This is a genomic window from Streptomyces sp. NPDC033178 (assembly GCF_055577685.1).
Window position 1 is genome coordinate 195,995 of the sequence record NZ_JBVIPT010000009.1, and the last position, 25,737, is coordinate 221,731.

The 25,737-nt window shown below is 71.5% G+C and carries 15 protein-coding genes; all 15 read right to left on the minus strand.

What is annotated here, in order from left to right; genetic code table 11:
* Positions 1-29: 29 nt before the first annotated feature.
* On the minus strand, positions 30-923 hold the full coding sequence (locus ACZ5VQ_RS23410; protein WP_469106549.1) for a peptidoglycan-binding protein: 894 nt from the start codon (positions 921-923) through the stop codon (positions 30-32).
* On the minus strand, positions 923-2,506 hold the full coding sequence (locus ACZ5VQ_RS23415) for a DUF6519 domain-containing protein (RefSeq protein WP_469106550.1): 1,584 nt from the start codon (positions 2,504-2,506) through the stop codon (positions 923-925). The genes ACZ5VQ_RS23410 and ACZ5VQ_RS23415 overlap by 1 nt, the downstream gene beginning before the upstream one ends.
* A gap of 88 nt (positions 2,507-2,594) precedes the next feature.
* Positions 2,595-4,736, minus strand: a complete 2,142-nt coding sequence (locus ACZ5VQ_RS23420; RefSeq protein ID WP_469106551.1) for a hypothetical protein — start codon at positions 4,734-4,736, stop codon at positions 2,595-2,597.
* 64 nt (positions 4,737-4,800) lie between these two features.
* Positions 4,801-8,823 (minus strand): putative baseplate assembly protein, encoded by a 4,023-nt coding sequence (locus ACZ5VQ_RS23425; protein ID WP_469106552.1) that lies wholly within the window; start codon positions 8,821-8,823, stop codon positions 4,801-4,803.
* Positions 8,820-12,008: a putative baseplate assembly protein gene (locus ACZ5VQ_RS23430; protein WP_469106553.1), complete on the minus strand. Its 3,189-nt coding sequence runs from the start codon at positions 12,006-12,008 to the stop codon at positions 8,820-8,822. The genes ACZ5VQ_RS23425 and ACZ5VQ_RS23430 overlap by 4 nt, the downstream gene beginning before the upstream one ends.
* Positions 12,005-12,391: a GPW/gp25 family protein gene (locus tag ACZ5VQ_RS23435; RefSeq protein WP_469106554.1), complete on the minus strand. Its 387-nt coding sequence runs from the start codon at positions 12,389-12,391 to the stop codon at positions 12,005-12,007. Before ACZ5VQ_RS23435 ends, ACZ5VQ_RS23430 begins: the two co-directional genes overlap by 4 nt.
* Complete coding sequence (locus tag ACZ5VQ_RS23440) at positions 12,388-12,741, minus strand: hypothetical protein (protein ID WP_469106555.1); 354 nt, start codon at positions 12,739-12,741, stop codon at positions 12,388-12,390. Before ACZ5VQ_RS23440 ends, ACZ5VQ_RS23435 begins: the two co-directional genes overlap by 4 nt.
* Before the next feature lie 20 nt (positions 12,742-12,761).
* A complete protein-coding gene (locus ACZ5VQ_RS23445; RefSeq protein ID WP_469106556.1) occupies positions 12,762-13,298 on the minus strand; it encodes a phage baseplate assembly protein V in 537 nt (178 codons plus the stop codon).
* 54 nt (positions 13,299-13,352) lie between these two features.
* Positions 13,353-14,492: a hypothetical protein gene (locus tag ACZ5VQ_RS23450; protein ID WP_469106557.1), complete on the minus strand. Its 1,140-nt coding sequence runs from the start codon at positions 14,490-14,492 to the stop codon at positions 13,353-13,355.
* Positions 14,485-14,907 carry a LysM peptidoglycan-binding domain-containing protein gene (locus tag ACZ5VQ_RS23455; protein ID WP_469106558.1) on the minus strand — a complete coding sequence of 141 codons (423 nt, stop codon included), beginning with the start codon at positions 14,905-14,907 and terminating at the stop codon, positions 14,485-14,487. The genes ACZ5VQ_RS23450 and ACZ5VQ_RS23455 overlap by 8 nt, the downstream gene beginning before the upstream one ends.
* A 10-nt stretch (positions 14,908-14,917) precedes the next feature.
* Complete coding sequence (locus tag ACZ5VQ_RS23460) at positions 14,918-15,619, minus strand: hypothetical protein (RefSeq protein WP_469106559.1); 702 nt, start codon at positions 15,617-15,619, stop codon at positions 14,918-14,920.
* Entirely contained in the window at positions 15,616-16,320 is a 705-nt protein-coding gene (locus ACZ5VQ_RS23465; protein ID WP_469106560.1) for a hypothetical protein, read from the minus strand. The genes ACZ5VQ_RS23460 and ACZ5VQ_RS23465 overlap by 4 nt, the downstream gene beginning before the upstream one ends.
* Before the next feature lie 52 nt (positions 16,321-16,372).
* Positions 16,373-23,185 carry an eCIS core domain-containing protein gene (locus ACZ5VQ_RS23470; protein ID WP_469106561.1) on the minus strand — a complete coding sequence of 2,271 codons (6,813 nt, stop codon included), beginning with the start codon at positions 23,183-23,185 and terminating at the stop codon, positions 16,373-16,375.
* On the minus strand, positions 23,182-23,514 hold the full coding sequence (locus tag ACZ5VQ_RS23475; protein WP_469106562.1) for a hypothetical protein: 333 nt from the start codon (positions 23,512-23,514) through the stop codon (positions 23,182-23,184). The genes ACZ5VQ_RS23470 and ACZ5VQ_RS23475 overlap by 4 nt, the downstream gene beginning before the upstream one ends.
* Entirely contained in the window at positions 23,505-25,724 is a 2,220-nt protein-coding gene (locus ACZ5VQ_RS23480; RefSeq protein WP_469106563.1) for an ATP-binding protein, read from the minus strand. Before ACZ5VQ_RS23480 ends, ACZ5VQ_RS23475 begins: the two co-directional genes overlap by 10 nt.
* Positions 25,725-25,737 lie beyond the last annotated feature (13 nt).

A 25,737-nucleotide genomic window follows, 5' to 3' on the forward strand; every position in this document is an offset into this window, starting at 1 on the left:
GAGCCGCACAATGTCACAGCCCCGCGCCCCTAACGGGACGCCGGTACCTTCAGCGCGTCCCAAGTGACCTTGCCCGGGATGCCGTCCGCGTCCTTGCCCTTGAAGCCTCGCTTCTGTTGCCAGGCGGCGTAGGACTTGCGGTCGGCCTCGGTCCAGTCGGGGCTGGGGCCGCTCTCGTAGCGGCCGCAGCCCTCGGCGACGAGGCGGCGGCCCATGGCCGTGATGACGGGGGACTTCTGGCCGATGTGGAAGAAGCCGCCGCCCGGGAAGGGCTCGTACGACGGTTTGGGTGCGGGCTTCGGGTCGGTGGCGGGCCTGCCGCTGTCGCCCTTGCCGCGCAGCCGCTCGGCTATGCGTTTGCGCATGCCGTCCATCGTGAAGCCGCGCGGGTCCTGCTTGCCGGGCTGCCATTCCTTGTGGCCGATGACGGAGCGCTCGGTCCAGCCGTGGGCGCGGCAGATCGCGGCGGAGACCTTCTCGATGGCCTCCTTCTGTGCCTCGGGCCAGGGGTCCTTGCCGTTGCCGAGGTTGATGCACTCGAAGCCGTAGAAGTGGCGGTTGCCGTCGGTGTCGGCCTCGTTGTCGGACGGCAGTTTCGTCTCGTTGATCACCGCGCGCAGGACGTCGCCGTCGCCGAGGCCGGCGTGGTTGGCGCGGCCGTTGCCGACCAGGTGGACCTGGCCCTTCTTGTCGATGACTCCGTGGCACAGGGGTCCGGGCAGGCCCGAGTATCCGTCGTAGCAGATGTCGACGGAGGCGTCGGTGCCGGACGTGACGGTGTGGTGGATCATCACGCCGTTCATCGGACCCCAGGGGCCCTTCGAATTGCGGTTGTGGCGGCGCCAGTTGCGCACCTCGTGGACCGTCAGGCCCTCGGCGCGCAGGATCTCCACCAGCTTGGACGCGGTCAGGGGCTTCGCCATTACTTGTCTCCTTCCACGGCTGCCTCCGCCTCGGCGGTGGTCTGCGACCTCCCGCCGGAGGGGTCGGCCTCGGCCGCCTGTTCCGCCTGTCGCGCCCGGGTCTCCGCCGCGAGCGTCGCCTCGTCCGCCGCCGGGATGCTGCTGGCGAGCGGGCCGAAGGCGAGCCGCAGGTCCAGGGCTTCCCCCTCGCCCTTCACCAGGGCGAGGGGCGCGAAGTGGCGGGCGATGCCTGCCGGGCCCTGGAGCAGCGGGCGGCGGGCCGGGTCGACCGGCCACTCGACGCTGCCGGTGGCCGTACGGGCGGGGACGATCCAGTGGTCGCCGGTGCGGTACGTGCCGCCCTTGGCGAAGTAGACCTCGACACCGTCCTCCAGGGGCAGCCACTCCCCCTCGGTGACGGGAACCGCCCCTCCCCGCAAGGTGGTTGACCGGCCCTTGCGCCTCGGGCCCTCGTGGTGGTCCCAGCGGCGCAGGAACGGGTGCAGGTGCGGCAGGTGTCCGACGCCCGGCTCCGGCTCGGCGGACAGACGTACGCGGCGGCCGGGCAGGTCCAGTTCCTCGACACGCAGCAGCGGGAGGGGTTCGAGGCGGGAGGCGTACGCGGTGTCGGTGAACTCCACCCGGTCGCCGACATCCAGGTCGAGCTTGTCGTCGTGGCCGAGGGACGCCAACTGGATCCAGGTGCCGTCGAGTTCGTCGACCGGGAAGACCACGGAGCCGTTCTCGCGGGACCACTTGAAGGTGGCGCCCTTCGGCTCACTGCCCTTGGTCCCCTCGCCCGCCGTGCCGCCCTCGTGGACCTCCACGCGGTACAGCTGGTTCTCGGGGCCGCGGTAGCGGGAGTCCGGCCTGACCAGGCAGGGGTCCTCGTCGGCGTGGTCGGGCCGTTCGGCGCGGGCGGCGAGGCGGGCCGAGGGCGCGGCCTGCTTCTGCGCCCAGCGCGCGAAGGCCGCGCGGACGACCTCCCTGGACGGCTCGCTCTCCTCGGTCTCCAGCTCGTCGAGGGCCAGCGGCAGGACCTGCCAGACGATCTTGGCGCGGGCCGCGGTGTCCGGCATCGCCGCGCCGAGCGCGACTTCGCGCAGCGCCGGGTCCTCGGCCGCGGTGACCGACCGCTCCCACACCTGGAGGTAGACGACGAACGGGGCCTGGGCGGGCGAGGGCAGCCGGTCGCCGGGCTTCTCCGGGTCCCGGTGACCGTCGGGCTGGTCCCAGTAGGTCCAGTACGCGGGCGGCTGCGCGGCCTCCTGCTCCTTGTCCTCCTCGTCCTCCGCCGGTACGGGGACGCCGGGAGCCGGGCGGTCCGCGTCGCACAGGATGCCGTCGACGTAGTAGCGGCCGCCGTGGATGTGCAGGGTGTCGATGTCGTGCCTGCCGCCCACGTACTCGATGCGGAAGCCGGCGGCGTCGCGCGGGCCGCCGTGCGGGCCGATCAGGTCGGCTGTGAGCGCGCGGGCCTGGTACAGCTGGATCGCGGTCTGCTCGTTGGCGTCGGCATCGAGCTGGACGCGGCCCTGCTGGGCGATGACCGCGGAGTAGTGCCGCTCCGGGCGGAACGTGGAGCGGGAGAGGTCTGCGTGCATGAAGGGGATCCCCCTGGTTCAGGAATTGCGTGCGGGTTCTGGGGCGCGTCGGGTGCGCGCGGGGCTCGGACGGGGGTCGGGTGGGCTGTCAGGTCACGAAGAAGATCCCCGCGTCCGTCCCCGCGGGCGTGTACTCCGCGAGTCGTGCCCGCAGGCTGTCCTCGCGCTGCGGCCGGTACAGGTCGTGGAAGGCGCCCGGTTCGGCCCCGTCCTCCGCCCCGCGGCGGATCTCCTCGGCACAGCGGTCCGCCAACAGCCCGTACCAGGGCGTCCCGTAGCGCTGCGAGGTGAACAACGGCCTTACGCGAGCGGCCTGTTCGGGGCCCGCCAGGTCCGGCTGGCAGCGGTGGCGGCGTGGCGTACGGGACCCGGTGGGCATGTACGAGAAGCGGACGCAGCCGATGCCTCGGCGAGCCACGTGGAGCCGTCCGGTGAAGATGGAGTTCTCGGCGATCCGGACCGCGTGCGTGTGGATCTCGCCGATGACGGTCGTGCGGTGCAGGTGCAGGACGGCGTGCGCGTGCCGGCAGTCGGGGGCGGAGAGGGCCTCGCGGTCGTCGGCGGTGGCGTCGAGGACGCTGTCGCGGAGGTGGATGTCGAGGGGTTCCTCGGAGACCTCGTCGCCGATGACCTCGATCGTGCCGAGGATGCTGTGCTCGACCTGGAGGCACGCGGTGGTGCGTTCCAGGACGATGCTCGGCTCCTCGGGCGAGTGCGGGTCGCACTCGGGTTCCAGGGACCAGCCGGGGACGAGCGTCGAGTGGCGTACGACGACCGCGCCCATCGGGCCCGTGACATTGATGCCGCGGCCCGCGACGAGCAGCCCGTCGAGGACGATCCGCGGCCGCTCGCCGGGGGCGCAGTCCTCCGACACCGCACGGATGTTGAGGGCGTCGGGGCGGTTGCTGTACCAGTCGAGGAGGCGGATCACCGGCCGGGCGCCCTCGGCCGCGCGCAGTTCGAGGCGGTCGCCCGGGTCGAGGTCGAAGTCCAGCTGCTCCTGGTAGGCGCCGCTGTGGGTGATCTCGATGATGCCCTCGGGACCGCAGCGGCCGGCTCGGCGGTCGTTCTGCCAGGCCCGGTAGGCGTCCATGATCTGCCGGTACGTCTCGCCGGGGCCGACCCGGAACACGGTGGCGTCCGGACGCGGTTCGCGGTCCCGTACGTACTCGCCGCCGCCCGTGTCGGCGCCGAACGCGTAGTGGTAGTCGACCCAGACGCCCTTGCGGGGCGCGGTGCGGGCGCCGAAGGCGATCCGGCCGAGCTCCGGGTCGACGGCGACCTGACCGCACTTGGGGCGGTAGCGCCAGTCCGACAGATCGGCGACCACGATGTCGGAGGGCGGTACGGGCCGGTCCTCGCCGTCGCGCCGGATCACGAAGCTCTTGCCGGGGCCGTAGTAGTCGGCGAGGCGGTCGTGGAGCTGACGGCGGCGGATGAAGGCCGGCACGTTGTCGATGGTCGCGATGTGCGTGGGCGACGGCTCCGGGACCGGCTTGGTTACCAGTGGGGTGTCGTTGCCGAGGATCGAGAAGGTGTAGAGGTTGCGGGCCCGGTCGATGCAGTACGCCGGTGAGGACGTCAGCGAGTACGCCTTCAGCCGCCATACGAAGAGTCCGACACCGGCCGGGCTCCAACCCCCTTGCCGGTGACGGGAGTCGGCCCTGCGAACGTCGACCGAGCGGGCCACCGATCCGAAGGGGCCGCCCGCCAGGTCGAGCGCCGAGCTGTCCCTGAGGTCGACCGTACGGCCGCGGGTCCCGCGCTCGGCGCCGCCGGTCCCGTACAGCTTCACGGGCTGCTGGTGGGAGACGTGGCGGGAGAGTTCGACGGCGCGGGCGGGCCAGTCCGCCACCCGCTCGGAGAGTTCTTCGAGGAGGTGGAGGGTGCCCTTGCGGCGGCGGTTGGCGACGGTCGCGGCGACATCGCGGCGCGGTGCGACGGCCTCGGTGAGCGCGGCCGAACTGCCGCCCCGCAGACCGGTGGTGAGGACGCGCTCGTAGCCGGGCAGCGTCCGGTAGCCGACGAGGTCGCCGAGGTACGGCAGCACCCAGGGGGCCGCCGTCTCGACGAACAGGTCCTCGTAGCCCTGCTCGACTCCGTCGCGTACGAGGTCGAGTTGCTCGGCCATGACGGCGAGCAGCGCGCGCAGCGGTTCACCCTCCTGGGCGTCGCGCAGCCGGTGCCACTGCGGCAGCAGCTCGGCGAGTCCGTCCGGTTCCCTGGCCATCACACGGCCTCCCTCTCGCACCGGACGTCCGTGAACAGCAGGGACGTCGTGGCCATCGCGGCCATCACTTGACCTCCGTCAGAATCAGGGTGTCCGCGGCCTTCGGCGACAGCAGTGCGAGCTGAGCCGGGCGGATGCCGCGGAAGACGTACACCGAACGGCCCTTCGCCAGGCGGCGGGTGTCGGTGATGTCGGGGTTCAGGCGCAGGAGTTGGGCGAGCGGAACGCCGTGCCGGGCACAGATCGCCGACAGCGTCTCGCCGTCCTTCGCGCGGACGGTGTACGTCTTCTCGTCGTACGTGGCTCCGCGCGCCGGGACCGACGCCTTCGGCAGGCCCGGGTTCGCGAGGAGCTTCGTGAGTTCCTCGGCGGTCGCGGAGGCGGGGACGCCGGTGAAGATGTCGACGTCCATGTAGTCGACGCCGGGCACCTGATGGGCCGTGGCCAGGATGTCGGAGAGGCGGGCGGGCTGCCCCAACTCCCGTCCCTCGTAGCCGAGTCGGCGCAACAGGGCTTGGCGCAGGCGGGGTTCGACGACCTGCCAGGTGTGGTCGGGCGCCACCTTCACCTTCGCGGCGACGAGAAGCGCGACGAGTTCGCGGACGTCCACGCGGACCGGGAGGTTCGGGTCACCGTACTCGGTGAGCGCGCCGCGCAGGGCGCGGAGGAGGTCCGAGTCGTCGGCGATCGGCACGTCGTCCGTGCCCGCGACCGTCACGTGCAGCACGCGCCGCCGTCCGTCGAAGAGTTCGCGTGCGGCGGCCCGGCCGATGCCGGCCCGGGAGCGGGCGAAGTCCTCGTAGTCGGTCTCCGAGACCAGACGGTCGAGGGCCGAGACGGCCAGCGGGACCGTGCGCCGGGTCAGTCCGGGGCCGTCGGCGTCGGCGCCGCCCGTGGCGGGGCGCGGGTTGGTGACCGCGGTGACGCCGAGGGGGCGGGTGAGTGCCTGAGTGATGCGGCCGGCCGCCACGTTGGCGGCCCTGCCCGTGCCGAAGCGGTAGCGGGCACGGATGTTCTCGTGGCCGCTGGGCAGTCGGGCGCCGTGGATGCCGTCGCCGAAGGTCACGGTGGTGCGGCCGTCGGCGGTGGTCCCGGTGATGAAAACGCGCTCGCGCGGGCCGCGCCCGGCGAGGCTGTCGACCTCGTGCCAGCGCACTCCGTCGACCCGCACCTCCAGGACGGGGGTGGCGCCGAGGGGGTTGTCGTCGGCGAGCCAGGTCAGCGGGGACTGCCAGAGCGCGAACGTCTGGTTCGTACGGTCCGAGTCGCCGCTGCCGATCGGCTCGTCCCGGCCCTCGCCGTGGGTCGCCTCGACCACGTTGCCGAGGATCCGCACGGTCTCTCGGCGGTAGCGGTACGCGAGGTCCGCGGTGAGCGTCAGCCTCGTGTGGACGTGGTCGCCCGGGAGTTGGGGATCGACCGCGGGGTCGGCGGCCGCGATGGTGACGACCTCCGTGGCCTGGACGGCTGCCGTGCCGGGGATGTCGCTGCGCTCGCCCGCGACGATCAGCGTGCGGCCCGGCCTCAACCCGTCGTACAGCTCGGCGAGTTCGATCTCGTTGCCGTGCACGTCCTCGCCCAGCGGCTCGTCGGCCGGGCGCAACGGCTCACCGTCCGCGTGGACGGTGGTGTCGCGGATGTGCGAGAGCAGGACGTCGAACTCGTCCAACCATGGGTCTGCCAGCACGAGTTCGGTGCCACGTCCGGTGATTCCGTAGTTGGTGTACGCGGCCGTCCGTGCGGCCACGACCTTCGTGGTGACGAACGCGAGCTTCTTGTCACCCGGGATACCACCCTCGACTCCCTTGCCGGGCCGCTGGATCGCGACCCAGCTGCCGACCGTGATGCCGTCGTGCACCCGGTCCAGCTGCAGGACACGGCGGTTGGTGGGCTCCGGCTTCGATGCGATGACCACCTCCACGTTCGGCGCGGCACTGCCCACGGTGTACGAGAGGCTCACCTCGTACTCGCCGTGCGTGAACCGCTCCGGGACGCCCGGCCGGAGGGCGACCTGCTCGGACGTGCCGTTGTGCACGCCCACGTGGACCAGGCCGTCGTCGTCCGGGCGGGACACGAAGAGGGTGCGGTTGGGCAGCCCCTCGCGGAGGACCGCGGTGACACCGGGTTCCTGGGAGTCGGTGGGGCGTCGGTTGAGCCAGCTGAGCTCGCGGTCCTGGCCGGCGTGGGTGGACAGGTCCACCTCGCCCGCGCCGAGCCGGAAGGTGACCGGCACCGCGACCGGCAGGTTCTCCGCGCGCTGGTCGGAGCTGCTGCCCTCGACGTACTGGAACTCCGCGCGCACCGGGACCTTGCCCGCCGTGTCGAACACGACGCGCATGCTGACCAGGGCGGCACCGGTAAGGGGCCAGTCCGCGGTGCGGATGACCCGGCCCCGGTCGTCCTGGACCGGCTTGAGCGGGGCCATGGCTCCGAAGGGGGCCGTGGTCACGCGCATCGCGAGGAGTTCCCGCAGGAGCCCCGGGGTGCCGGGGGCGGCGGCCGTCCGCCAGGCCGGGTAGAGGCCGGTCAGGCCGGGGTTCAGGGCCGAGAGCAGCCGGGCTGTGTCCGCGCCCGGTCGGTGGGGCTGTTCGGCGCCGGTGGTCGGGGCGGGGGCCTTGCCGCGGAGGGCGGGGAGGACGGAGCCGAGGGCTTGGAGGGCGGCTTCGTGGTGGCTTAGGGGGGCTGAGGTGGCGGAGGCCGTGGGGCTCGGAGCGGCCAGGGCTGCCGGGCTCGGGGTAGCGACGGCTGTCGGGCTCGTGGCGGCGAGAGCCGAAGGGCTGGGCGTGGCGGCCGATGCCGGGACCTGGCCGACGGCTCCCGCCGGACCCTGGCCGATGGCTCCCGCCTGGCTCTGGCCGCCCGAGGCCGCCGTCGAGGCCTGGCCGTCCGTCGGCGGGACCGGCTGGGAGGGCGCCAACTCCAGTGCGCGCTCGGCCAGTTCGGCGAGTACCGCCGCCAGCTGCTCGAACCACGCCGCGACGTCCTCGTACGGCGTCGCGAGGACCTGGGCCTCCCCGAGGCGTGCCACGGGCTCGGCGAGACGGGCCGCGAGGGTCTCCGGGGTCTTGATCCCGTCCAGGTCGTCGCGCAGTGGGGCGAGGACCTGGTCGTCGAAGTCCTCGACGAGGCGGCTGACCGGGCGTGGGTTGGGGACCTCCGGAGTGGGCGGTTCGTCGCCGGGGTCGCCCGGCGCCTCGGGCTCGGAGGTCCAGCGCCGTACCTCGTCGACGAGTTCCCTGAGCGTGGGCGGAGCCGACCGGGCCAGGCCGATCGCGGTGATCTCGTCGTCCCGGTCGATCCGCACCCTCGCGACGGGCAGCAACTTCGGCTCGGATGCCGCCTGTTCGCCGAACACGAAGAGCAACTGGTCGCCGGTCTGCAGGGAGTTGGCCGTGCCTTCGACGAAGAGCTCCGAGCGGCGCTCCAGGTCCGCCGGGGTGACGAGGGAGGGGCGGCGGCGCCGGACCTTCAGCTCGTTCCAGTCCCAGCGGGCCGTCAGGTCGCGGCTCGTCTCGAAGGTCTGCGACTCCTCGTCGGCCGACGCGGGCACGCTGTGGCTCTGTGCCCCGCGCGGGATCACCACGGGCAGGTTCTCGGCGCGCGGATCGCGTTCGAGGCTGTACGCGAGATGGGTGGAGGCGGCGACGCCGGGCCGCGGCCGGTGCCCGACCAGTCGGCCGAGCAGCGCGAGCGAGCGGTGCTCGTTGGCCGTCCGCAGATAGGCCTCGTCGGCGATCCGCTCGGAGTGGAAGGTGAGCAGGTCGCCGAGGACGGCGGTGGCGTCGAGCAGGCCGATCGCCGGGTCGTCGGGGGTGCGGACCGTGAGCCCCTTCAGGGCCGGGTACGCGGGCGAGGCCAGCCGGTCCAGCTGGGCGGCCAGGAAGGAGCCGTACTCGCCGACGCGGTAGTCGAGGGCCGTGCGACCGGGAGGGTTGTGGAGCGGGGCGGGGGCGAGGCGCTCGTCGTGGCCTCCGCAGGCGCCGCCGCAATCGCACGTGCCGCCACCGCCGGACAGGCTGTCGCCGCACGTGCCGCCACCGGACACGCCGTGGCCGCACGCGCCGCCGCAGGTGCAGTCGTCGTTCATCGGGCACCTCCGAGGGATATCGCCAGGCGGCCGTTCTCCGGCCGGTCGGGGTCGTTGTCGCAGGTGGCGATCTCCAGCGGGCCGAGCCGCAGCACGCCGTCCTCCCTCTCTCCTCGGTCCTCGTGGAACAGCCGTCGCAGCCGTGTGACCTGGACGCTCTCGACTCCCGGCACCGCGGCCGCGACGGCGACCAGACGGCTGAGCCGGACCGGTTCGCCGAAGGTCAGCGCGTCCCGGTGGAAGAAGCCGAGCCGCCCGCCCGGGAGGCGGCCGCTGCCGAGTACGCGGTACAGCTCGGCCAGGATCTGCCCGTGCTGGTGGCCGGGCTTGGCGCACACCTTCAGCTCGATGTCGAGCGGCACGAGCCGGGCGGGCGCGACCACGAGGTCGTGGCCGATGCGCCGGTACGCCTCCAGGGCCTGGGCCACCTCGGCGAGCAGCCCCTCCGACGGGGCGCCGGTGCCGTACGGGTCGATCGCGATGTGGGCTTCCTGGACGCTGCCGGTCCAGCGGATCGCGGCGGCGGCGCGCTGCACCCCGGGCAGGGCGGAGGCGAGGGCCGCGTAGTCCTCGGCGGTGACCGCGCGCAGCCGGGTGCGGCGCAGGTCGAGTGGCGCCAACTGGCGGACCTGCTCGACCGGTTCGGGCTCCGTGCCGCCCACGGCGGGCAGCGGGTTGCGTACGCCGGCCACCGGCGGTTCCTCGCGACCGCCGCCCTCGTCACCGCCCCTGTCACCGTCACCGTTGTCGTCTCTGCGGAGGACCAGGTGGTTGATGGCCTCCGCGCCGACGTTTCCGGCGGTGCCGCCGCCGAGCCGGTAGCGGAGTTCGAGGCGGGCTCCGGGGGTGGGACGCGCTCCGTGCCGGCCGTCGCCGAAGCGCAGGGCGAGGCGTCCGTCGTCCTGTAGTTCGCCGACGAAGTGCCGGTCGCGGGGCGTGCTGTCGAGCAGGTCGCGGCGCGGCTCCCAGGCCACGTCACCGTCGCCGTCGCCGTCGCCGTCGTGGAGCCGTACGGCGGGCAGCGCCTGGCGCGGGTCGTGGCGGAGCGCCGCCGAGGCGGGGCCCCGCAGAACCAGCTCGTCCGGGTGCAGTCCGGACGCGTACACCGGTCCCCAACTGTGCGCGATCTCCCAGGCGATGTGGCCGTCGAGAACCGCGCCCGCGCGGGCCCGTGCCGTGAGCACCTCGACGCGGCGCACCTTCGCGTCGAGCAACTGGTCGCTGCGGAAGAGGAGTTCGCGCAGGGCGCGGACCGGGTGGAGGTGGAGTTCGAGGTGCTCCAGGGTCTTCAGGCCGTAGATCACGGTGAGTTCGGCGATCTCCTGCTCGCCGAGCCCGTCGCGGTCGCGGGCGCTGCGCCACAGCTCGACGAGGCGCTGCCTGACCCGTCCGGGGATGGCGGCGATCCGCTCGGCCTGGCCGACGGCGACGGTCCGCGGGTCCGGGAACGGCACGGCCTGCGTCACGGGCGAGCGGCCGAGGACCGGTCGGAAGCGGGCGGCGATGCCGGGGTACACCGACTGGGCGAGCAGGGCTCTGAGGGCCGCGACCTGCGCGTACGCCGTGCCGGGCACCACACGTTCCTGGTGCTGCCCGGCGAGTTCCAGGCCCAGGCCGGCGCGTACGGTCGCGTTCTCGCCGACGACGTCGAACAGCTCGCGGACGCCGTCGGGGGAGAGCGGGTCGCCGCATTCGGCCTTGTACGTAAGGGAGTTGATGAGCCGGGCGGGCGCGTTGCCCTCGTCGCGGTCCCGGCAGCCGAAGGCCGGGGGATCGCAGGAGCCGACGACGGCGGGTACGGGCGGCACGGTCACCGTCTCCGGCAGGCCGTCGCCGCACCAGTTCAGGGAGCGGCCGTGGTCGACGAGGACGACGTTGCCGCGGGCGAGCGTCACGTCCTCGACGGGTTCGCAGTCGCGTCCGCCGTGGGTGGCCAGGCAGAACGGGAAGCGCAACGCGTCCCCCGCGGCCCAGGTGACCTCCAGGACCGGCTGGTCCTCGATCCGGTCGACGCCCGGGGTGACGGAGGTCAGGCGGACGGCCTGCCGGTGGGCGGGGTCGGCGTCGCCGGGAGTGCCGGTGCGCGGCCCCTTCACCTCCTCCAGTACGAGCAAGTCGCCCGGCTTCAGATCGAGTTGGCGCTCCTCACACGTCTCCGCGTCACGCCATTCGTCGCGCAGGGTCGCGGCGGTCGCGCCCTTCGGAAGGGAGGACGTCTCGCCGCCCCAGGTCCACAGCCGGATCGCGTTGTGGGCGGCCCGCAGCTCCAACGGGTCGGCGGACGCGACCGGTTCGAAGACCTCCACCGAGCCGCGCTCGTCGAGTTCGGCCAGGTCCCCGTCGTCGATGACCGTGCCGGGCTCCGGGCGGTCGTGCGGATCGAGGGTGCGTACGTCGACGGAGGCGAAGCGGTAGGTGCCCGGCAGCAGCGTGTGCCGGCCGGCGGTCTCCACGGTCACGTACGCACGGGAGTTGGAGCCGTCGTGCATCGCGTAGTCGATGAGCCGGACATGGCGGCGTACGGAGACGCGGCGGCGCGCGGTGTCGAGGTACGCCTCCGTGGCGACCGCGTCCTGCTGGTAGCTGATCTGGTCGCCGGTGTACGCGAGCAGTTCGACGAGCGTCGTGCCCATGTCGGCCGGGTTGCGCTCGATCCAGTCGGGGGTGGTGAGCGCGAGCCGGTCGAGGAGCAGCTTGCGGATGGTCTCGTAGTCGCGCGCGGTGTAGTCGACGACGGGCGCCTCCGGGAAGGCGGCCCGTTCCCGTTCGTGCCCGTCCTCGCAGTCGAAGGGCGTCGGGCAGTCGGGCCGGAAGGCGAAGGCCGTGCTGTGGTACCGCTGGTCGAAGCCCCGGTACGGCTCGGTCCCGGGACGTCCGTACGGGTCGGTCTCCACCAGGGAGAGCCGGTAGCCGGAGGTATCGCCCGCCTTGTCGAGGGTGACGTACAGCCGGTCGTCGAGCTCGGGGTCCTCCTCGCGCTCGACGCTCACGTCGACGGCCCGGATGCCGGTGATGTGTCGGCCGCCGTCGATGCGTACGTTCTCGGCGCACAGGCCGTGCGGGGCCTTGCCGAGGAAGGTGACGGTGAGCACGAGGCCGTCGTCGCCGACCTCGACCGCGTCAACTCCGTTGAGCTGGGCGGCCCTTACCTTCGTCCGCCGGGAGGTGGTGTTCGTGCCCGTCATGCCGCGGCCCTCCCTTCGAAGACGTCGTCGCGGCGCGTTCCGGTGGAGCGCACGGCGTACGAGAGATGCACGCGGACGGCGTTGTCCTCGCTGATCACGTCGAGGTCCTCCACGTCGATGAGGTCGCCGAGCCAGCGCTGCAGGGAGGCCTGCACGGAGAGTTCGAGGGTGCTGGTGAGTTCGGGGCTGTTCGGCGCGAACACCAGGTCGAGCAGCCCGCAGCCGAAGTCGGGGCGCATCACGCGCTCGCCGGGGCTGGTGAACAGCACCTGCTCGATCAGGTCACGGACGTGCTCGTCGTGGCGGGCGTGCGCGGTACGGCCACGGCGGTCGGCCCGGAAGGGGAACGCGATGTCGCTGCGGGGGCGGGTGCGTGGGCTCATCGGACGGCCACCCTTCGGCGCTCGGCCCCGAGGACCGGCGGGCCCTGCGGCACGAAGGCCGCCGTGAAGCACTCGGCCGCGGAGGTGTCGAGCAGCACGGACGCGCCGTCGACCGTGACGCCGGAGCCGTCGACCGTCCAGCGGACGGAGACGCACGGCACGGGTACTCCGTCGACGGTGTGCGGGCAGCCGGTGACGACGTACCCGTGCTCGGCCGTGGCGACGGGCATGCCGTCCATGAGCACGGCGGAGCCGGATGTGGTGGCGGTGGTTGCGCGGCCGCCGTGCGGGCAGCTGATCACGGCACCGGTGCCGAGCAGACCGCCGGATGCCCCTGTTGCGCTGGACACGTGATTCGTCCCCCGTCTTCCTATCGCTTGGAGAGCACGGTCAACTGGCCCTCGTTGATCGTCACTTGGTTGCCGCGCAGCAGGACCTCGGCGCCCGCGCCGGTCGCGATGACCACGGCTTCCTTGGTGATGCGGATGTAGGCGCCGCCCTGGGCCTGGAGCAGGATTCCCTGGTCGGCGCCCGGCGGATCGCTCATCACGATCTTGTGCGCCCCGGGTGTCTGCACCACGACCGGCTTGGCCTGCGAGGCCGGCTGGACCAGGCGGCGCGCGTCCGGCGGCAGCTCGCGCTGGTCGCCGTACCAGCACCCCGTCCACACGGGGAAGCTGGGATCGCCCTGCTCGAACTCGACCCACACGCCCGCTCCCGGTGGCGGCACCACGAACTGCCCCGCCTCCGGACCGGTGAACGGCAGACAGGGCAGCGCCCACGTCGACGGCTCGTCGCCGAGGACGTCCGGGACCTCGACGGTGATCCGCCCGATGTGCAGCGGGTCGTTGTTGTCGATCACCCGGCCGCGGAACTTGCCGAGGTAGCGATTGCCGGTTGCCGCCATGCTGAACTGCTCCTGCTCTGTGGGGTGTTGCGGGGCCGTGCGTGAGGTGGTGGGTCAGGGCCTGACGTAGGCGCTGCGGGCTTCGAGGCCCTCCCGGGAGAGGGTGAAGTTCTGCTGGTACGAGCCCGGGCGCAGGGTGTGCGTGACGGACTTGACGTAGTAGTCGCCGTCGTACGCCCGTCCGGAGCCGCGCACGCCGACCAGCTGGCGGGGCGCGAGGAGGTAGCCGTGCCGGTTGACGTCGAGCGAGCCGGAGCCCGAGATGACGTCGGCGGACACGGCGGCCCTGGCGAGGAGTTCGGCCTCGGCCTGCTCGCGCTGCTGCTTGGCGGTACCGGCCAGCGTCCTGCGCTTGAGCGCCGGGGTGGGCCGCTTGCCGAGGGGCGGACGCAGCGGGCTGATCGGCGGCTGCGGGAGAAGCGTGGACTGCCGGGTGCCCGGGTCCTGCCAGCGGGCCTGCGGTTCCTCCCTCGCCGTACCGTCGTACGCGAACGTCAGCTGGTCGACGGTGGAGTTGTTGTCCATGTTGACGTTGAGGGCGTGCTGACGGATGCCGAGCCTGACCTCGGGGCCCCAACGGGCCGACGACTGGCCCGGGTTGGGGCCGGGCTCCAGATAGAAGGTGTAGCCGTTGGCGCGGGCCAGCTCGTTGACGTACTGGAGGTCGGTGCCCGTCTGATAGTGGACACGGAGGTCCTGGTGCGGGGGCTGGGACACCTTCTCCGTGTACACGTCCGGCCGGATGCCGTAGTCGGAGTAGCGGCGCAGGATCGCCAGGACCCGCTCGGACGGCGGCAGGTTGGGGTAGCGGTCGGTCCGCTCCTCCAGGTCCATGAGCAGGGAGAGGTCCTCGCCGGTGACAGTGAGTGTGGAGTGGCCCGGCTGGTTGCTGGCGCCGACCTCCTGTCGCACGATCAGGCCGTCGAGGAGCACCTCGGGCGTGCCCTTCACGCTCACGGAGACGATGACGCGGGTCTTCGGGTCGAAGAACCCCTCCGGGAGCAGGGTGCGGTTGATCAGCCCGTTCTTGGTGAGGTCGAAGGCGAGCTGGAAGCCGCTGCGTTCGCCCGCGGTGGCGGTGATCTGGGCGGAGAGCAGGGCTTCCGTGACCCCCGCCGGGACGGGGCGGGTGAGCTTCGGTCCCATCTGGAGGGTGATGTGTACGGGGCCCCGGCCCACGGGGAGTTCAGACACGCCGGTCTCCCAGGGCCGTGCGCGGGAAGCCGCCGGCGACGGGGATCTCGATGACGTTGCCCGCCTCGTCGGTCAACTCCCGTGGATCGAGTACGGGGTTGGCGTCGGCGATCTGCCACCACTGGGCGGGGTCGCCGAAGTAGCGCTGCCCGAGGAGGTCGGGGCGTTCGCCGCTGCTGACGGTGTGGCTCTGGGTTTCGTCCCCGATCCCGATCCCGCTCCCGTTTCCGCTCCCACTTCCGCTCCCGCTCTCAGGGAGGGGTGGGAGCAACCGGCGCTTGGTGTACCGGACTTCGGTGCCGTCGGGCTGTCGGTGGATGCCGATCTCGGCGTCGTGGTAGCGGCTGGTGCGGGGGTAGGGGTGGGCGCCCGGGATCGCGTCCAGGGCGTTCTCGTAGGGCTCGATGTCGGCCATGGCTGCTGCCTCAGCCCCTTCCGCTCAGTGTTGCCGTACCGCCGATGTCCCCGCCGGTGAGGCCGAGTCCGCCGAGGCTGCCTCGGCGGGCGGCCGCCGCGAGGCGTTCCTTCTGGGCGAGGTGGGCCATGTAGAGGTCGGCGCCCCGGTGTCCGGCGGGGAGGTCGCTCACGGTGAGCACCTTCAGTCCGATGCCGAGCGAGGCCCGGATCGGGTTGAGATTGACGTCGAAGGCGGACTCGTTGATGGACAACTCGGTCAGCCGCACGGGCATCACCCGCTTGCTCCCCCACGTGAACAGCGTCAACGGCATCTCGATCGGGCTGATCTCGATGGTCCCCTTCTGCGCGAGCCGCGAGGCGTCCCGTATCTGCCGGGTCGTGGGCTGCACCAGCATTTCGAGGGTGGCGAGTTGGGGGTGAATGCCGTCGGGCGCGGCGACCTCGAATTGATCGGTGGCATCGATCTCCGCGGTGAACTTCCAGGTCTCCTGGGCGGGGCCCTTGAGCCGGAGTGCTTCGTTACGATCCCCGGTCCCGCTGCCTCCTCCACCGGAGTCGCCACTGCCTCCTGCCGACTGGGGACTGAGGCTGCGTTCGAGGGTGTCCGGGTTGAACTGCAGCACGATGATCCGCTGGGGCGTGCCTCGGTCGGGGTCGACGACGACCATTCCGGAGCGGATGGGCTTGGGGATGTCGGCGTAGCGGGTCATCGGCGGGCCTCCAGGCGGTCTACCAGGGCGGTGTAGTCGTACTGCGGGAACGCGGCGGGGAATGTCTCGAGCATGTTCGTGAGGTTTTCCACGTGCGCACGGAACCCGCTGTCACGCAGGGAGGCGTCGACGAACAACATCTGCCAGCCGAACGCGCCTTTGGTGAGGCGCAGAGTCTCCAGGTACTCGCAATAGCTGAGTTCCATCCTGAGGAAACCCTGCGTGTTGTTCTGCTCGTCGAACAGATAGCGGTCCTGGTACCAGATCTCCAAAGTTTCCTTGTGCGGTTCGAGCCGGATGAACGCGGCTTCCCCCGTGGCTCGTCGAGGAGCCGAGTCGATCATCCGGAGGTCGGCGAGCAACGCACGCTCGCTCTCCGTGGCCAGGTCGTTGTGCCGTGGCGGGTCCCTGGTGATGGCCAGGTAGAGGTGGGGAAGGCTGAACTCGCCGTTGAGGTTCCGGTCCTGGGACACGAGAGACCATTCGCACGACAGGGAGACGAACCGCAGCGCGCACTCCTTGAGCTCATCGCTGAGCCTCACGCCCGCCCACTCCGGGTTCTCGTCCGACAGGGGGTCGAAGGTCGCCAGCGGGAACGTGATGTCTTCCTGCTCGTACGCCGCTTCGAACAGGGGACTTTGGACAATCTCCCTGATTGATTCGGTCTGCAAGGTCTCGTTTTGCGTCAGAGGATCCGTCATGGTTCACCTTCGGGGCAGAGCAGGGTCGAGGACAGGGAGGATCAGGGGGACTCTAGAACCGTAGACGGCCTTCTCCTCGCAGCCTGATGAGACGGCGCTGTATCTTTATCAGATTGAATCGCGGCCGGTATTCCTGCAAGCGACGGATCATCTCGGTCTCGTTCGTGAACCGCTGCTCGTCACGGAGTTTCAGGATGGCCTTCAAATGTGAATCCCTGGCTTCGAGAGCGAGCTTGAGGCGGTACGTGTCCTTTTCGTCGTTCACCGCGACCTCAGGCGCCGCCCCGCTCGCCGGAGGCTCCTCCATGTTCGGAATCGAAACCTGACTCTTGGAGTATCCCCGGTCCCAGTGGGACTGGCTCTCGCCGGTCTTTCCCGGCTTACGTGTGTATTTTCCCCAGGCCGTGTTCATCTTGTTCGGGAACCCCTGAATGGGGTCACCGCCAGCAGGGTGGTCCTTCTTCGGGTGGTAGGTGATGTCCACCTGATACCAGGCGATCCTGGTCCCGTTGGCTATCCACTTTCCGGCCGGGCCTTCGGTCACCCTGAGCTTCATGTTCTGATAGTGCCTCGCCGGTACGAGGTTCTGGTTCTTGACGTTGCCACCCAGCTCGTAGGGCAGGAGGTGCGTCCTGTCCCAGCGTTCGCTGTCCTTGAGATTCGTCATCGTGTTGAGATACCGGAAACCGAACGGCTCAGGTGAGCGCTTCGTGTTTCGGTCCCCTTCGGCCGTGGCGAACTTCTGGTTCAGGTACTCGGAGGTGAAGCCGGAAGCCAGCTTGTTGTCCTCGAACTTCGGCGAATTCACCGGGGGCAGCTTCGGATCGCGATGTGTGCCGTCGAGCCAGTCGACCGGGACGGTCTTGTCGCCCTTGTCGAAGCCGGCGTTGTCGAATCCCTCCTCCGGGACTTCCCTGCCGCTGATGACACTGCGCGCGGGGTTGAGTCTGGCCACGACCGTGAATCCGGGAGGGTGCTGTCGGCTGAGCTCGGTGAGGCCGTACCACCGCCGCATGGATTCCAGCGCCGCGACGTGGTCTTCCCGGGTGACTCCCTTGCGCAGCCTGCTCTCCTCGATGGGGCGAATGCGGGCCACGATCCTCCGCAGGCGTTCATCCTTCGAGTCCTGGGAGTTCTCGTCCTTCTTCCGGTCGTCCTTGCTCTGCGTGCTCTTCGGCCTGCCGGGCTTGTCGCCGTCCCTGTCCGGCTTCTTGCGTGTCGGCCTGTCCGGGCCGTCCTTGTCGGACTTCTTGCCGTCGCCGTCCTTGGACTTGCCGGGCTTGTTGCCGTCCTTGTCCGTCCGGGGCTTGCCTGGGGCGTCCTTGTCTGTCCGCGGCTTTCCGGGTGCGTCCTTGTCCGCCCTGGGTTTCCCGGTGCCGTCCTTGTCGCCGTCGCCGTTCTTGCCCGTGGGCCTGTTCTGGTCCTGGTCCTTGGCTGGGGTCTTGTCGTCCGTCTTGGGCCGTGTGGAGCCCTGGTCCTCCTTGGGCTTGCCCGGGGTGTCGTCCTTCGGGCGAGGGCTCCTGTCCGGTTCGGCCTTCGGCTTCGGTCGAGGGGTCGGTTGCGGCTTCGGGGACGGGGTCGGGCGGGTGTCCGGCCTGTCGTCCTCCTTGTCCTTCGGGCGGCCGTTCTTGTCGTTGCCCGTGGGCCTCTTGGTGTCGGCCGGGGCCTTGGGAGTGGCGGGGCCGCCGGGCTTGGTGCCGTCCTTCGCAGGGGCGCCGGGTGACGTGGGCTTCGCCGGGGTGGTGGCCCCCGGCTTCCTCGGGGCGGGCGTCCCGCCGAGGCGCGGCCCGGCGGTCGTCGGGCGACCCGTCGTCGGGCGGCCGGTTGTCGGGCGGCCGGTTGTCGGACTCGTCGTCGGGCGGCTCGTTGCCGGGCGCGTGGTCGGGATGCCGGACGTGGGGGCGGTCGCGGGGGCAGGCTGTGGCCGGGTCTTCTTGTCGCCGCCCCGGTCGTCCGAACCCTGGCCCGCCGGGCCCCGGCCCCCGCCCGGCTTCTCCTTGCCCAGGTTCATGGCCACGCCCTTGAGGCGGCGACCCACCTTGGCGACGTACTTGCCGATGCCGTTCAGCAGGAACTCGTAGGCGAGTTCGAGCAGGGCGACGATGCCGGCCGCGACCGCCTTCGCGAAGAGGATGCCCGCGCCGCCCTGGCGGACCGCCTTCAGCCAGGTGATGACCGCGCCGATCGCGCGGAGGATCTCGCTGAGGGCGCCGATGGCCGTGCGGACGGCGTCGATGACCGCCATCACCCAGCCCGCACCCGGGATCAGCTTCGCGATGACCTTCGTGATGACGATCTCGCCGATGATGAAAGGGAGTTGGGGGACGATCGCGTCCCACGTCTCCTTGACGATCCGCTCCAGGGTGAAGCCGCCCTTGATGAGCTTGTCGATCATCGCCTTCGGGATGCCGAGGATCTCCTCGATCTTCGACTGGAACCACTGCTTGACGGCGGCCTGGACCTCACGGAAGAGGTGGTTCTTCGCCCCGTCCACGGCGGAGTTCTTGGCGCCGCTCAGCCAACCGCCCGGGTCGGAGAGGAAATCGACGGCGATCATCATGAACTCGCCGAGCGCGCCCAGGATTTTGGAGGCGTACTCAAGGACCGTCTTGACCGCGGCAATCACGGCCTTGATCACGTCCAGCAGCATCTTCTTCAGGATGCTCAGAATGCTGCCCAGCAGTTTACCGATGGCGTGAAGCAGATCCGTGATGATCTGCTTCAGCATTTTCGCCAGCCGGTTCACCAAGGCGATCGCTGCCGAGATCAGCCCGCTGATGAACTTCCGTATACGGTTGGCCAGTTCGATGATTCCCCGGACCAGCGCCTTCGCGAATTCGATCAGGTCGTTGATGAGGTTCTTGATCGCGTCGACGATGAACTTGCGCGCCTCGTTGATCCAGCGCTCGACCGTCTCCTTGAAGTTCTTGATGAAACCGACGACCGCGTCACGCGCCGCCTTGATGACGCGGACGATCGCGTTCTTGATCTCGATGACCTTCTCTTTGATCCAGTCGAAGGCCTTGCTGATCCAGTTTCCCGAATCATTGACGCTGTCGTCGCGCTTCTTCTCCGCGTCCTGCTCGGCCTTGGTGTTCTCGTCCTGGATCTTCTTGTCGCCGTCCTTCTTCTCCTTGTCGACGTCGTCGTCGGTCTTCTTCTCCTTGTCCTGGACGTCCTTACGGACCTTGTCGTGCCGCTCGCTCTTCTTCGTACCGAGCTTCTTGAGCTCCTCGTCCTGCTCCTTGCGCCAGTCGGCACGCTGCGCGGTGACATCGCCGAGGGCCTTGTCACGCTCGCCCGCCTGGCTCTCGGTGTTCGCCGTGACCTCGGCGTCGACCTTCTGCTTGTGCTTCGCCTGCGAGTCGCGGAAGTCCCGGTCCTTGGTCTGCCGCCCCTCGGACATGCCCTTCTGGCCGTCGCTGAACGCGGCCTTGAACTGCGGCCCCCGGTCGTGCTCCGCCACCTCGGACGCGGCCTCCGCGGGTACGGCCCCCGTCGACGCACCGCCCTCCGGCACACCGCCCCTGCCGCCCTCGGGGCCGGGCACCTTCGCCTTCAGCTGCTCCTTGGGTACGTCGGGGTAGACCTGGTTCTCCCCCATCGGGCGGGCCGCGTCGTCACGGCCCGTCGTGACGGTCTCCTGGCCCTTGGTGTCGACCGCGGCACCCTGTTCACCCGCCGTCTGATCGGCCTCGCCCTGCAACTCGACACCCGGCGCGTTGCCCGCCTGGGCCTGCTTGAGCGCCTCGTCCTTCGTCGGCAGCCCGGCGAACTTGGCCGCCAGCTCCTGCGCGTCCACCTCGAAGCCGAGCTTGTCCGCGATCCAGCCGATACCGAAGCCCAGGGCCATCTTGAAGGTGTCCCAGCCGCCCGGCTCCTCCGCCTTCTCGGCCTCGATCTGACCCTCGGGCTCCTTGGCGCCCTTGACCTCGGCCTTCTCCTCCTCGGGCGCCTCGGACTTCCGCGCCGGGTCCTGGGAGTACTGGGCGGGCGCGTCGGCCTTCGGCTTGCCCTGGAGCGTCTGGGGCGCACCGGCCGGGCGCTGCATCGACGGCGGCGCGGCGGCAAGTGCCTTGTGCTCGTCGCCGACGGTACGGTCCACCGAGCCGCCCACGCCGCCCATGGCCTCAAGTGCCTTGTGGGGCTTGAGATTCGAGGCGGTGGACAGACCCGCCTCCGGGGACACCTGGGAGAGGTTGGGCGCCGGGCCCGAGTCCTTCTTTCCCCTGCCCTTGCCGGCGGGCACGGCCGCGCTGCCGCCACCACGACCGCCGCCTCCGCCTCCGCCACCACCGCGCGAACCCTTGGCGGCGGGAGCCGACTTGGTCGCCCTCGGCGCCGCAGCCGACTTGGGAGAGGGCGCGGCGACCGTGGCGGGCTCGTCCTGCGCCGACGGCTCGGGGGCCTGTACCGGTTCCGGAGCGGCGGGCGCGGGCTCCTGCACCGCCGGGGCCTGCGCACCACTCCCTGTACCACCCGCACTCGCCCCGTCCGACGACTGGCTCTGGGCGCTGGCTCCGGACGAGCCGCCGGAGACATGGCTGTCCCGCGCGGACGAGGCACTCGAAGTGTCCGACGCCGGTTCACTCCTGCCCGCCGCGCCACCGGAAGCCGCCGAGGTCGAGGAAGCCGAGGACGAAGCCGACGAGGCCCCCTGAGCCTGCCCGCCCGCAGCAGCGGTCGTAGTCGCCTGAGCCGAGTCCGGCTTCCTCTGCTCCTGTCGGCCCGAGGCCTCGGACCCGCCCGACTGGGCACCGCCTGCCTGCGGGGATGCCTTCTCCTGCGCGCCGGCCGACTTGTCGCCCGCGGCCGGAGTGCCCTTCTCCTCCTTGGCGGCCGTCTCCTGCGCCTCACCGCCGTCCTCGGACCTGCCTGGCGCCTCCTGCACCGCCGTCTGCGCGGCCACGGGTCCGGCCTTGGGGTCGGCGCCGTTCTTCGGGTCCTTCGACACCGAGCCCGGTACGGGAGGCGGGGCGGCGGCCTGTTCCAGCGCGAGGCCGCCGAGTTGCCCGTCTCCGACCGTGGCTTCCGACGTTTCGGGGCCGGCCTCCGAGCCGGCGGCCCCGGAGGCATCGTCCTCCTCGGACTCGGACTCGGCTTCCGCAGCCGCATCCTCCGCGTCCTCGGCATCCCGCTCCGCCTGCACCTTGTCGGCCTTCGTGACCGGAGGCGCGGCGGACGACGGCACGGCCGCCCCGGCGGCGGAGGCCGGATCCGCCTCGTCCGCGGTCGGTACGCCGGAGACGTCGGGATCCTGCTCCGGGATGAAATCCTCGGGCTGGAGCTTGATGTCCCAGGCGCTCTTCTCCCCGCCGCCGACCTCGACCTCGGACTCACTGCCGGAGCCGAACGGGTCCTCGTCGGCCGTCTCTTCGGGGCCTTCGAGATCCTGGTTGCGTACACCGTCGAGCCTGCTGAGAGGGCCGGACTGCTGGCCGCCCCTGCCCACCGCCGTGGGAGAACCCGTCGGCTTCGGCTGCCCTGCCTTGTCCTGCGGCTTCACCTTCTGACCCGCCACGAGCGCGTCGACCGCGCCCGGCCGGTTCCTGGCCGCGGACTCCTCCTTGCCTGCCGCGGGAGCCTCCTGCCGCTCCGAGGCCTCCTTCTCCCCCTTGGCTCCCTTGTCCTCCTTGGCAGCCTTGCCTTCTCCGGCTTCCTTCTTCTCGCCCTTGCCCTGCTCGGACTTCGCCGCCTCGCCCTGCGCGGAGCCCGCGGTCGTCTTCCCGCCGGTCTGCTGCGCACCCTCGGCCGTGCCGCCACCCGAGGGCCGCGCCGCGCCCTCGCTCTCCTTGTCTACCTCAGCCCCAGCCTCAGCCCCAGTCCCGGTGCCGGTACCGGCCCCCGGGCTCGGCTCCCGATCGCCGCCCGGGGCGGTACTCCCGTTCTCCGGCGTCGACCCTGCGGCCCCTCCCCCACCGGCCGGTTCCTTCTCCGGCCCCGGAGCCGCCCCGGGCCTCTGCTCCTCCTCCCGGTCCTCCGCGACCGACCGCTGCTCGCTCTCCCGCTCGACCCGCAGTTCCTCGGCCGCGTCCGGCTCGACGGCCGGAGCGTCGTACGAGTCCGTCTCCTCCGGAAGATCCCCGTCGGCCTCGATCTCCTCGACCAGGTCGAGCACCCGGTCGTGCTCGGAGCCGAGCAGCCGGTCCTCCAGACGGTCGAGGACGCCGTCCAGCAACTCCTCGGGCAGCCGGGCGAGTTGCCGACGCGTGCGCTTCGAGCGGTCCTCCGGGTCGCCGCGCAGCGAGCGTACGACCGAGTTCGTCAGCCGGTCGACCAGGGTGGCGGGGTCGATCTGCTCCAGCCGGTTCCGGTCGGCGTCGACGGTGGCGTACCGCAGCCAGCCGGGCGTGGCCTGCCCCTCCTCCACCTCCGGCGCGGACTCCTGAGCTGCCGCCGGGCGTACGAGGTCCTGGGCGGCGGACTCCGCCTCGCGTTCGATGGCCTGCTGGGGCAGGCTCACCGCGCCCGGGTCACGGCCGGCGCGCAGCGCGCCGAGGCCGTCCGGGTTCTGCACGGTGTGCAACAGCTCGTGGGCAAGCAGGCGTTGGCCGTCCGCGGTGCCGGGGCGGTAGGCGCCCTCGCGGAAGAAGATGTCCTGGCCGACGGCGACGGCGTCAGCGCCCAGCAACTCGGTCAGCTGTCCGGCGTCCCGCCCGGTGTGCAGCCGTACGCGGCTGAGGTCGTGGCCGAGCTGCTCCTCCAACTCCCTTCGTACGCCGACGTCGAGAGGCTGTCCGGCGCCGCTGACGATGTCCTTTGGCTCGGGCGTACGGGCCTTGGCCGCACGCTCCTTGCGCTTGCGGCGGCGCTCTTCGGCGGTCTGCTCCGAACGGCCGTCCTGGGTCCGGGAGTTGCTGCTCACGGCGTCACCTCCCCACGCCCGGAGAGCCCCGCGTGCACCGCGCGCGCCAGTTCCTGGCCGAGCCGTCGCGCGGACAGCCCGGCGGGCAGCGGCGGCAGCCCGGACAGCGCGTCCACGCTCACCGCGCCGTCCGCCGCCAGGGGTACGCCACGCTCGCGTACCAGCCGGGCGAGTTCGTGCTCGAACGCGGCCGACACCCGGTCGGGGTCCACGCGGAAGCCGTCCAGGACGAGCTCGCCGACGTTCACGCGGATCGCGCTCGGTTCCCTGCCGACGCCCCTGCCCGCGTCCCGGCTCACACCCCTGCCCGCGTCCCTGCTCACACCCATCCGCGGACCTCCCCCGGGGTCAGGGAGCGCTCCAGCTTGAGGTACTCGGTGCGGGCCGCGGCGAGCATGTGCCGCATCTGCAGCCGGTCGCCCTCCTCGGCGGCGAGGAACGCGCCGGACAGGGCGATGTTGCGGATCGAGCCGCCCGCGACGGTCAGTTGGGCAAGCAGTTCCGGCTCGATGCCCTTCGTCGGGGTCCGCGACGGCAGGACCCGGCGCCAGATCTCGGCGCGCTCGTGCTCGGCCGGGAACGGGAAGTCGACGACGAAGCGGATCCGCCGCATGAACGCCGTGTCCAGGGCCTTCTTCATGTTGGTGGTGAGAATCGCGAGCCCCCGGTAGGCCTCCATCCGCATCAGCAGATAGCTGACTTCGAGGTTGGCGTACCGGTCGTGGCTGTCCTTGACCTCGCTGCGCTTGCCGAAGAGGGCGTCGGCCTCGTCGAAGAGGAGAAGCGCGCCACCGGCCTCGGCGGCGTCGAACACCTTCCGCAGGTTCTTCTCGGTCTCGCCGATGTACTTGCTGACCACCTGGGACAGGTCGACGATGAACAGGTCGAGGCCGAGCTCCTTGGCCATGACCTCGGCGGCGAGCGTCTTGCCCGTTCCCGAACCGCCCGCGAACAGGGCGGTGACACCCAGCCCTCGGCGCAGGGTGGCCGCAAATCCCCACTCCTGGTGCACAGTTGCCCGCTGACGCACATGCGCGACGATCTCGCGCAGGACACTCGTCTGCCTCTCGTGCAGCACGAGGTCGTCCCAGCCCGCCTCGGGCTCGATACGGCGGCCCTGGTCGTCCATGCCGACACGGGCCTCGTTCATTCCGGCACGCCAGGCGAGTCGACCGGCGTCCAGCTCGTCCTCGCCGGGCAGATCACGACGTACGGCGGCGGCAGCGGCACGTACGACATGGGGCGGCAGCTGGAACTGCGCGACCAGCGACCGCAGTTCGCCCTCAGGAATCTCTGCGACGCCTTCGAACGCGCCTGTCCACAGGCCGAGTTGTTCCTCGTCGTCCAGCCGCGGCACGGGTACCCGTTCGCCGTGCGGGCGGTCCGTCTGGCGCGGGTCGGCGCTGGACACGACGACGGGGACGGCCGCTCCCGCGAGGAACGCGTCGGTGGCCGCGTGCTGGTCGCGGTCGAGTTCACCGGCCTCCACGAGCAGGGCGGCGGGCAGCAGGATCGCCTCGCGCTGCCACAACCGGGCCAGCCGGTCGCGCTCCGCGGGGTCCGTGGGGATGTCCTCGGCGCTCATCGCGTACAGCCCGAGCCCGGAGCGGGCGGCCGCCGCGGCGGCGATGTCGGCGCGGCTGCGCAGATCGCCGCCGACCACCTCGACGAGCAGCGGCGCGTCCGGCCGTGCGCCGGTCGTCCAGCCCGTGGCGACCCGGCTCGCGGCCAGGTCGTACGACGGCGGCAGCTCGTCCGGCACCGGCGTACGGCGCAACTGGCCGTGCAGGCGGGCGTCCAGGTAGGGCGAGCCGAGCAGGAAGTGCAGGATGCGCTCGTCGAGCCGCAGCCGGGACAGCGTCAGCCGCGAGTCGTCGTCCAACTCCACGATCCGCCAGCGCCGCAGGGGCGCGACCGGGGTCAACGCACTCCAGTGCGGTTCGGCGAGAGCGGCCAGCGCGAGCGAGAAGGTGGGGTACGCGCGCTCCGGGTCACCGCTCGCCGCGACACACCGGGCGGCGGTCGTGGCGTCCAACTCGTAGGCGGCGGTGAGGAGTACGAGGTCCCGCTCGAAGACGCTGAGCCCGAAGCAGGCGACGAGGGCGTCGAGGGGCGCGGTGGCGGGGCCCGCCGGGTGCTGCACTGGGTGACCGGCGTCCTCCGGCCCACCGGGACGGGGGCTGCGGCCGGGACCGCTGCGGGTGCCGGTCCTCCCGGTCCCGGTGCGGGTCCCGGTCCCGATGCCGGTGCCGGTGCCGGTCCCGGTGCCATCGTCGGACTCGGGTGCCGCGCCCGCTCCCAGGCCGGAGCCCGCTCCGGAGCCGGAGCCCGGCTCCGGCCCGCTGCCCGTTCCTGGGCCCGACTCGGCGGCACGGGCCGCATGACCCGCATGACCTGCATGACCTGCATGACCTGCATGAGCTGCATCAGCCGCACGAGCCGCGTGGGCGTCGACACGGGCCAGGACGCGCCGGATCTCAGCGGTCAGCGTCGTGCTGCCGCCCGCCGTGCCGGGTGTGCTCGTCCCGCTCGTCCCCATGCCCTCACCTGCC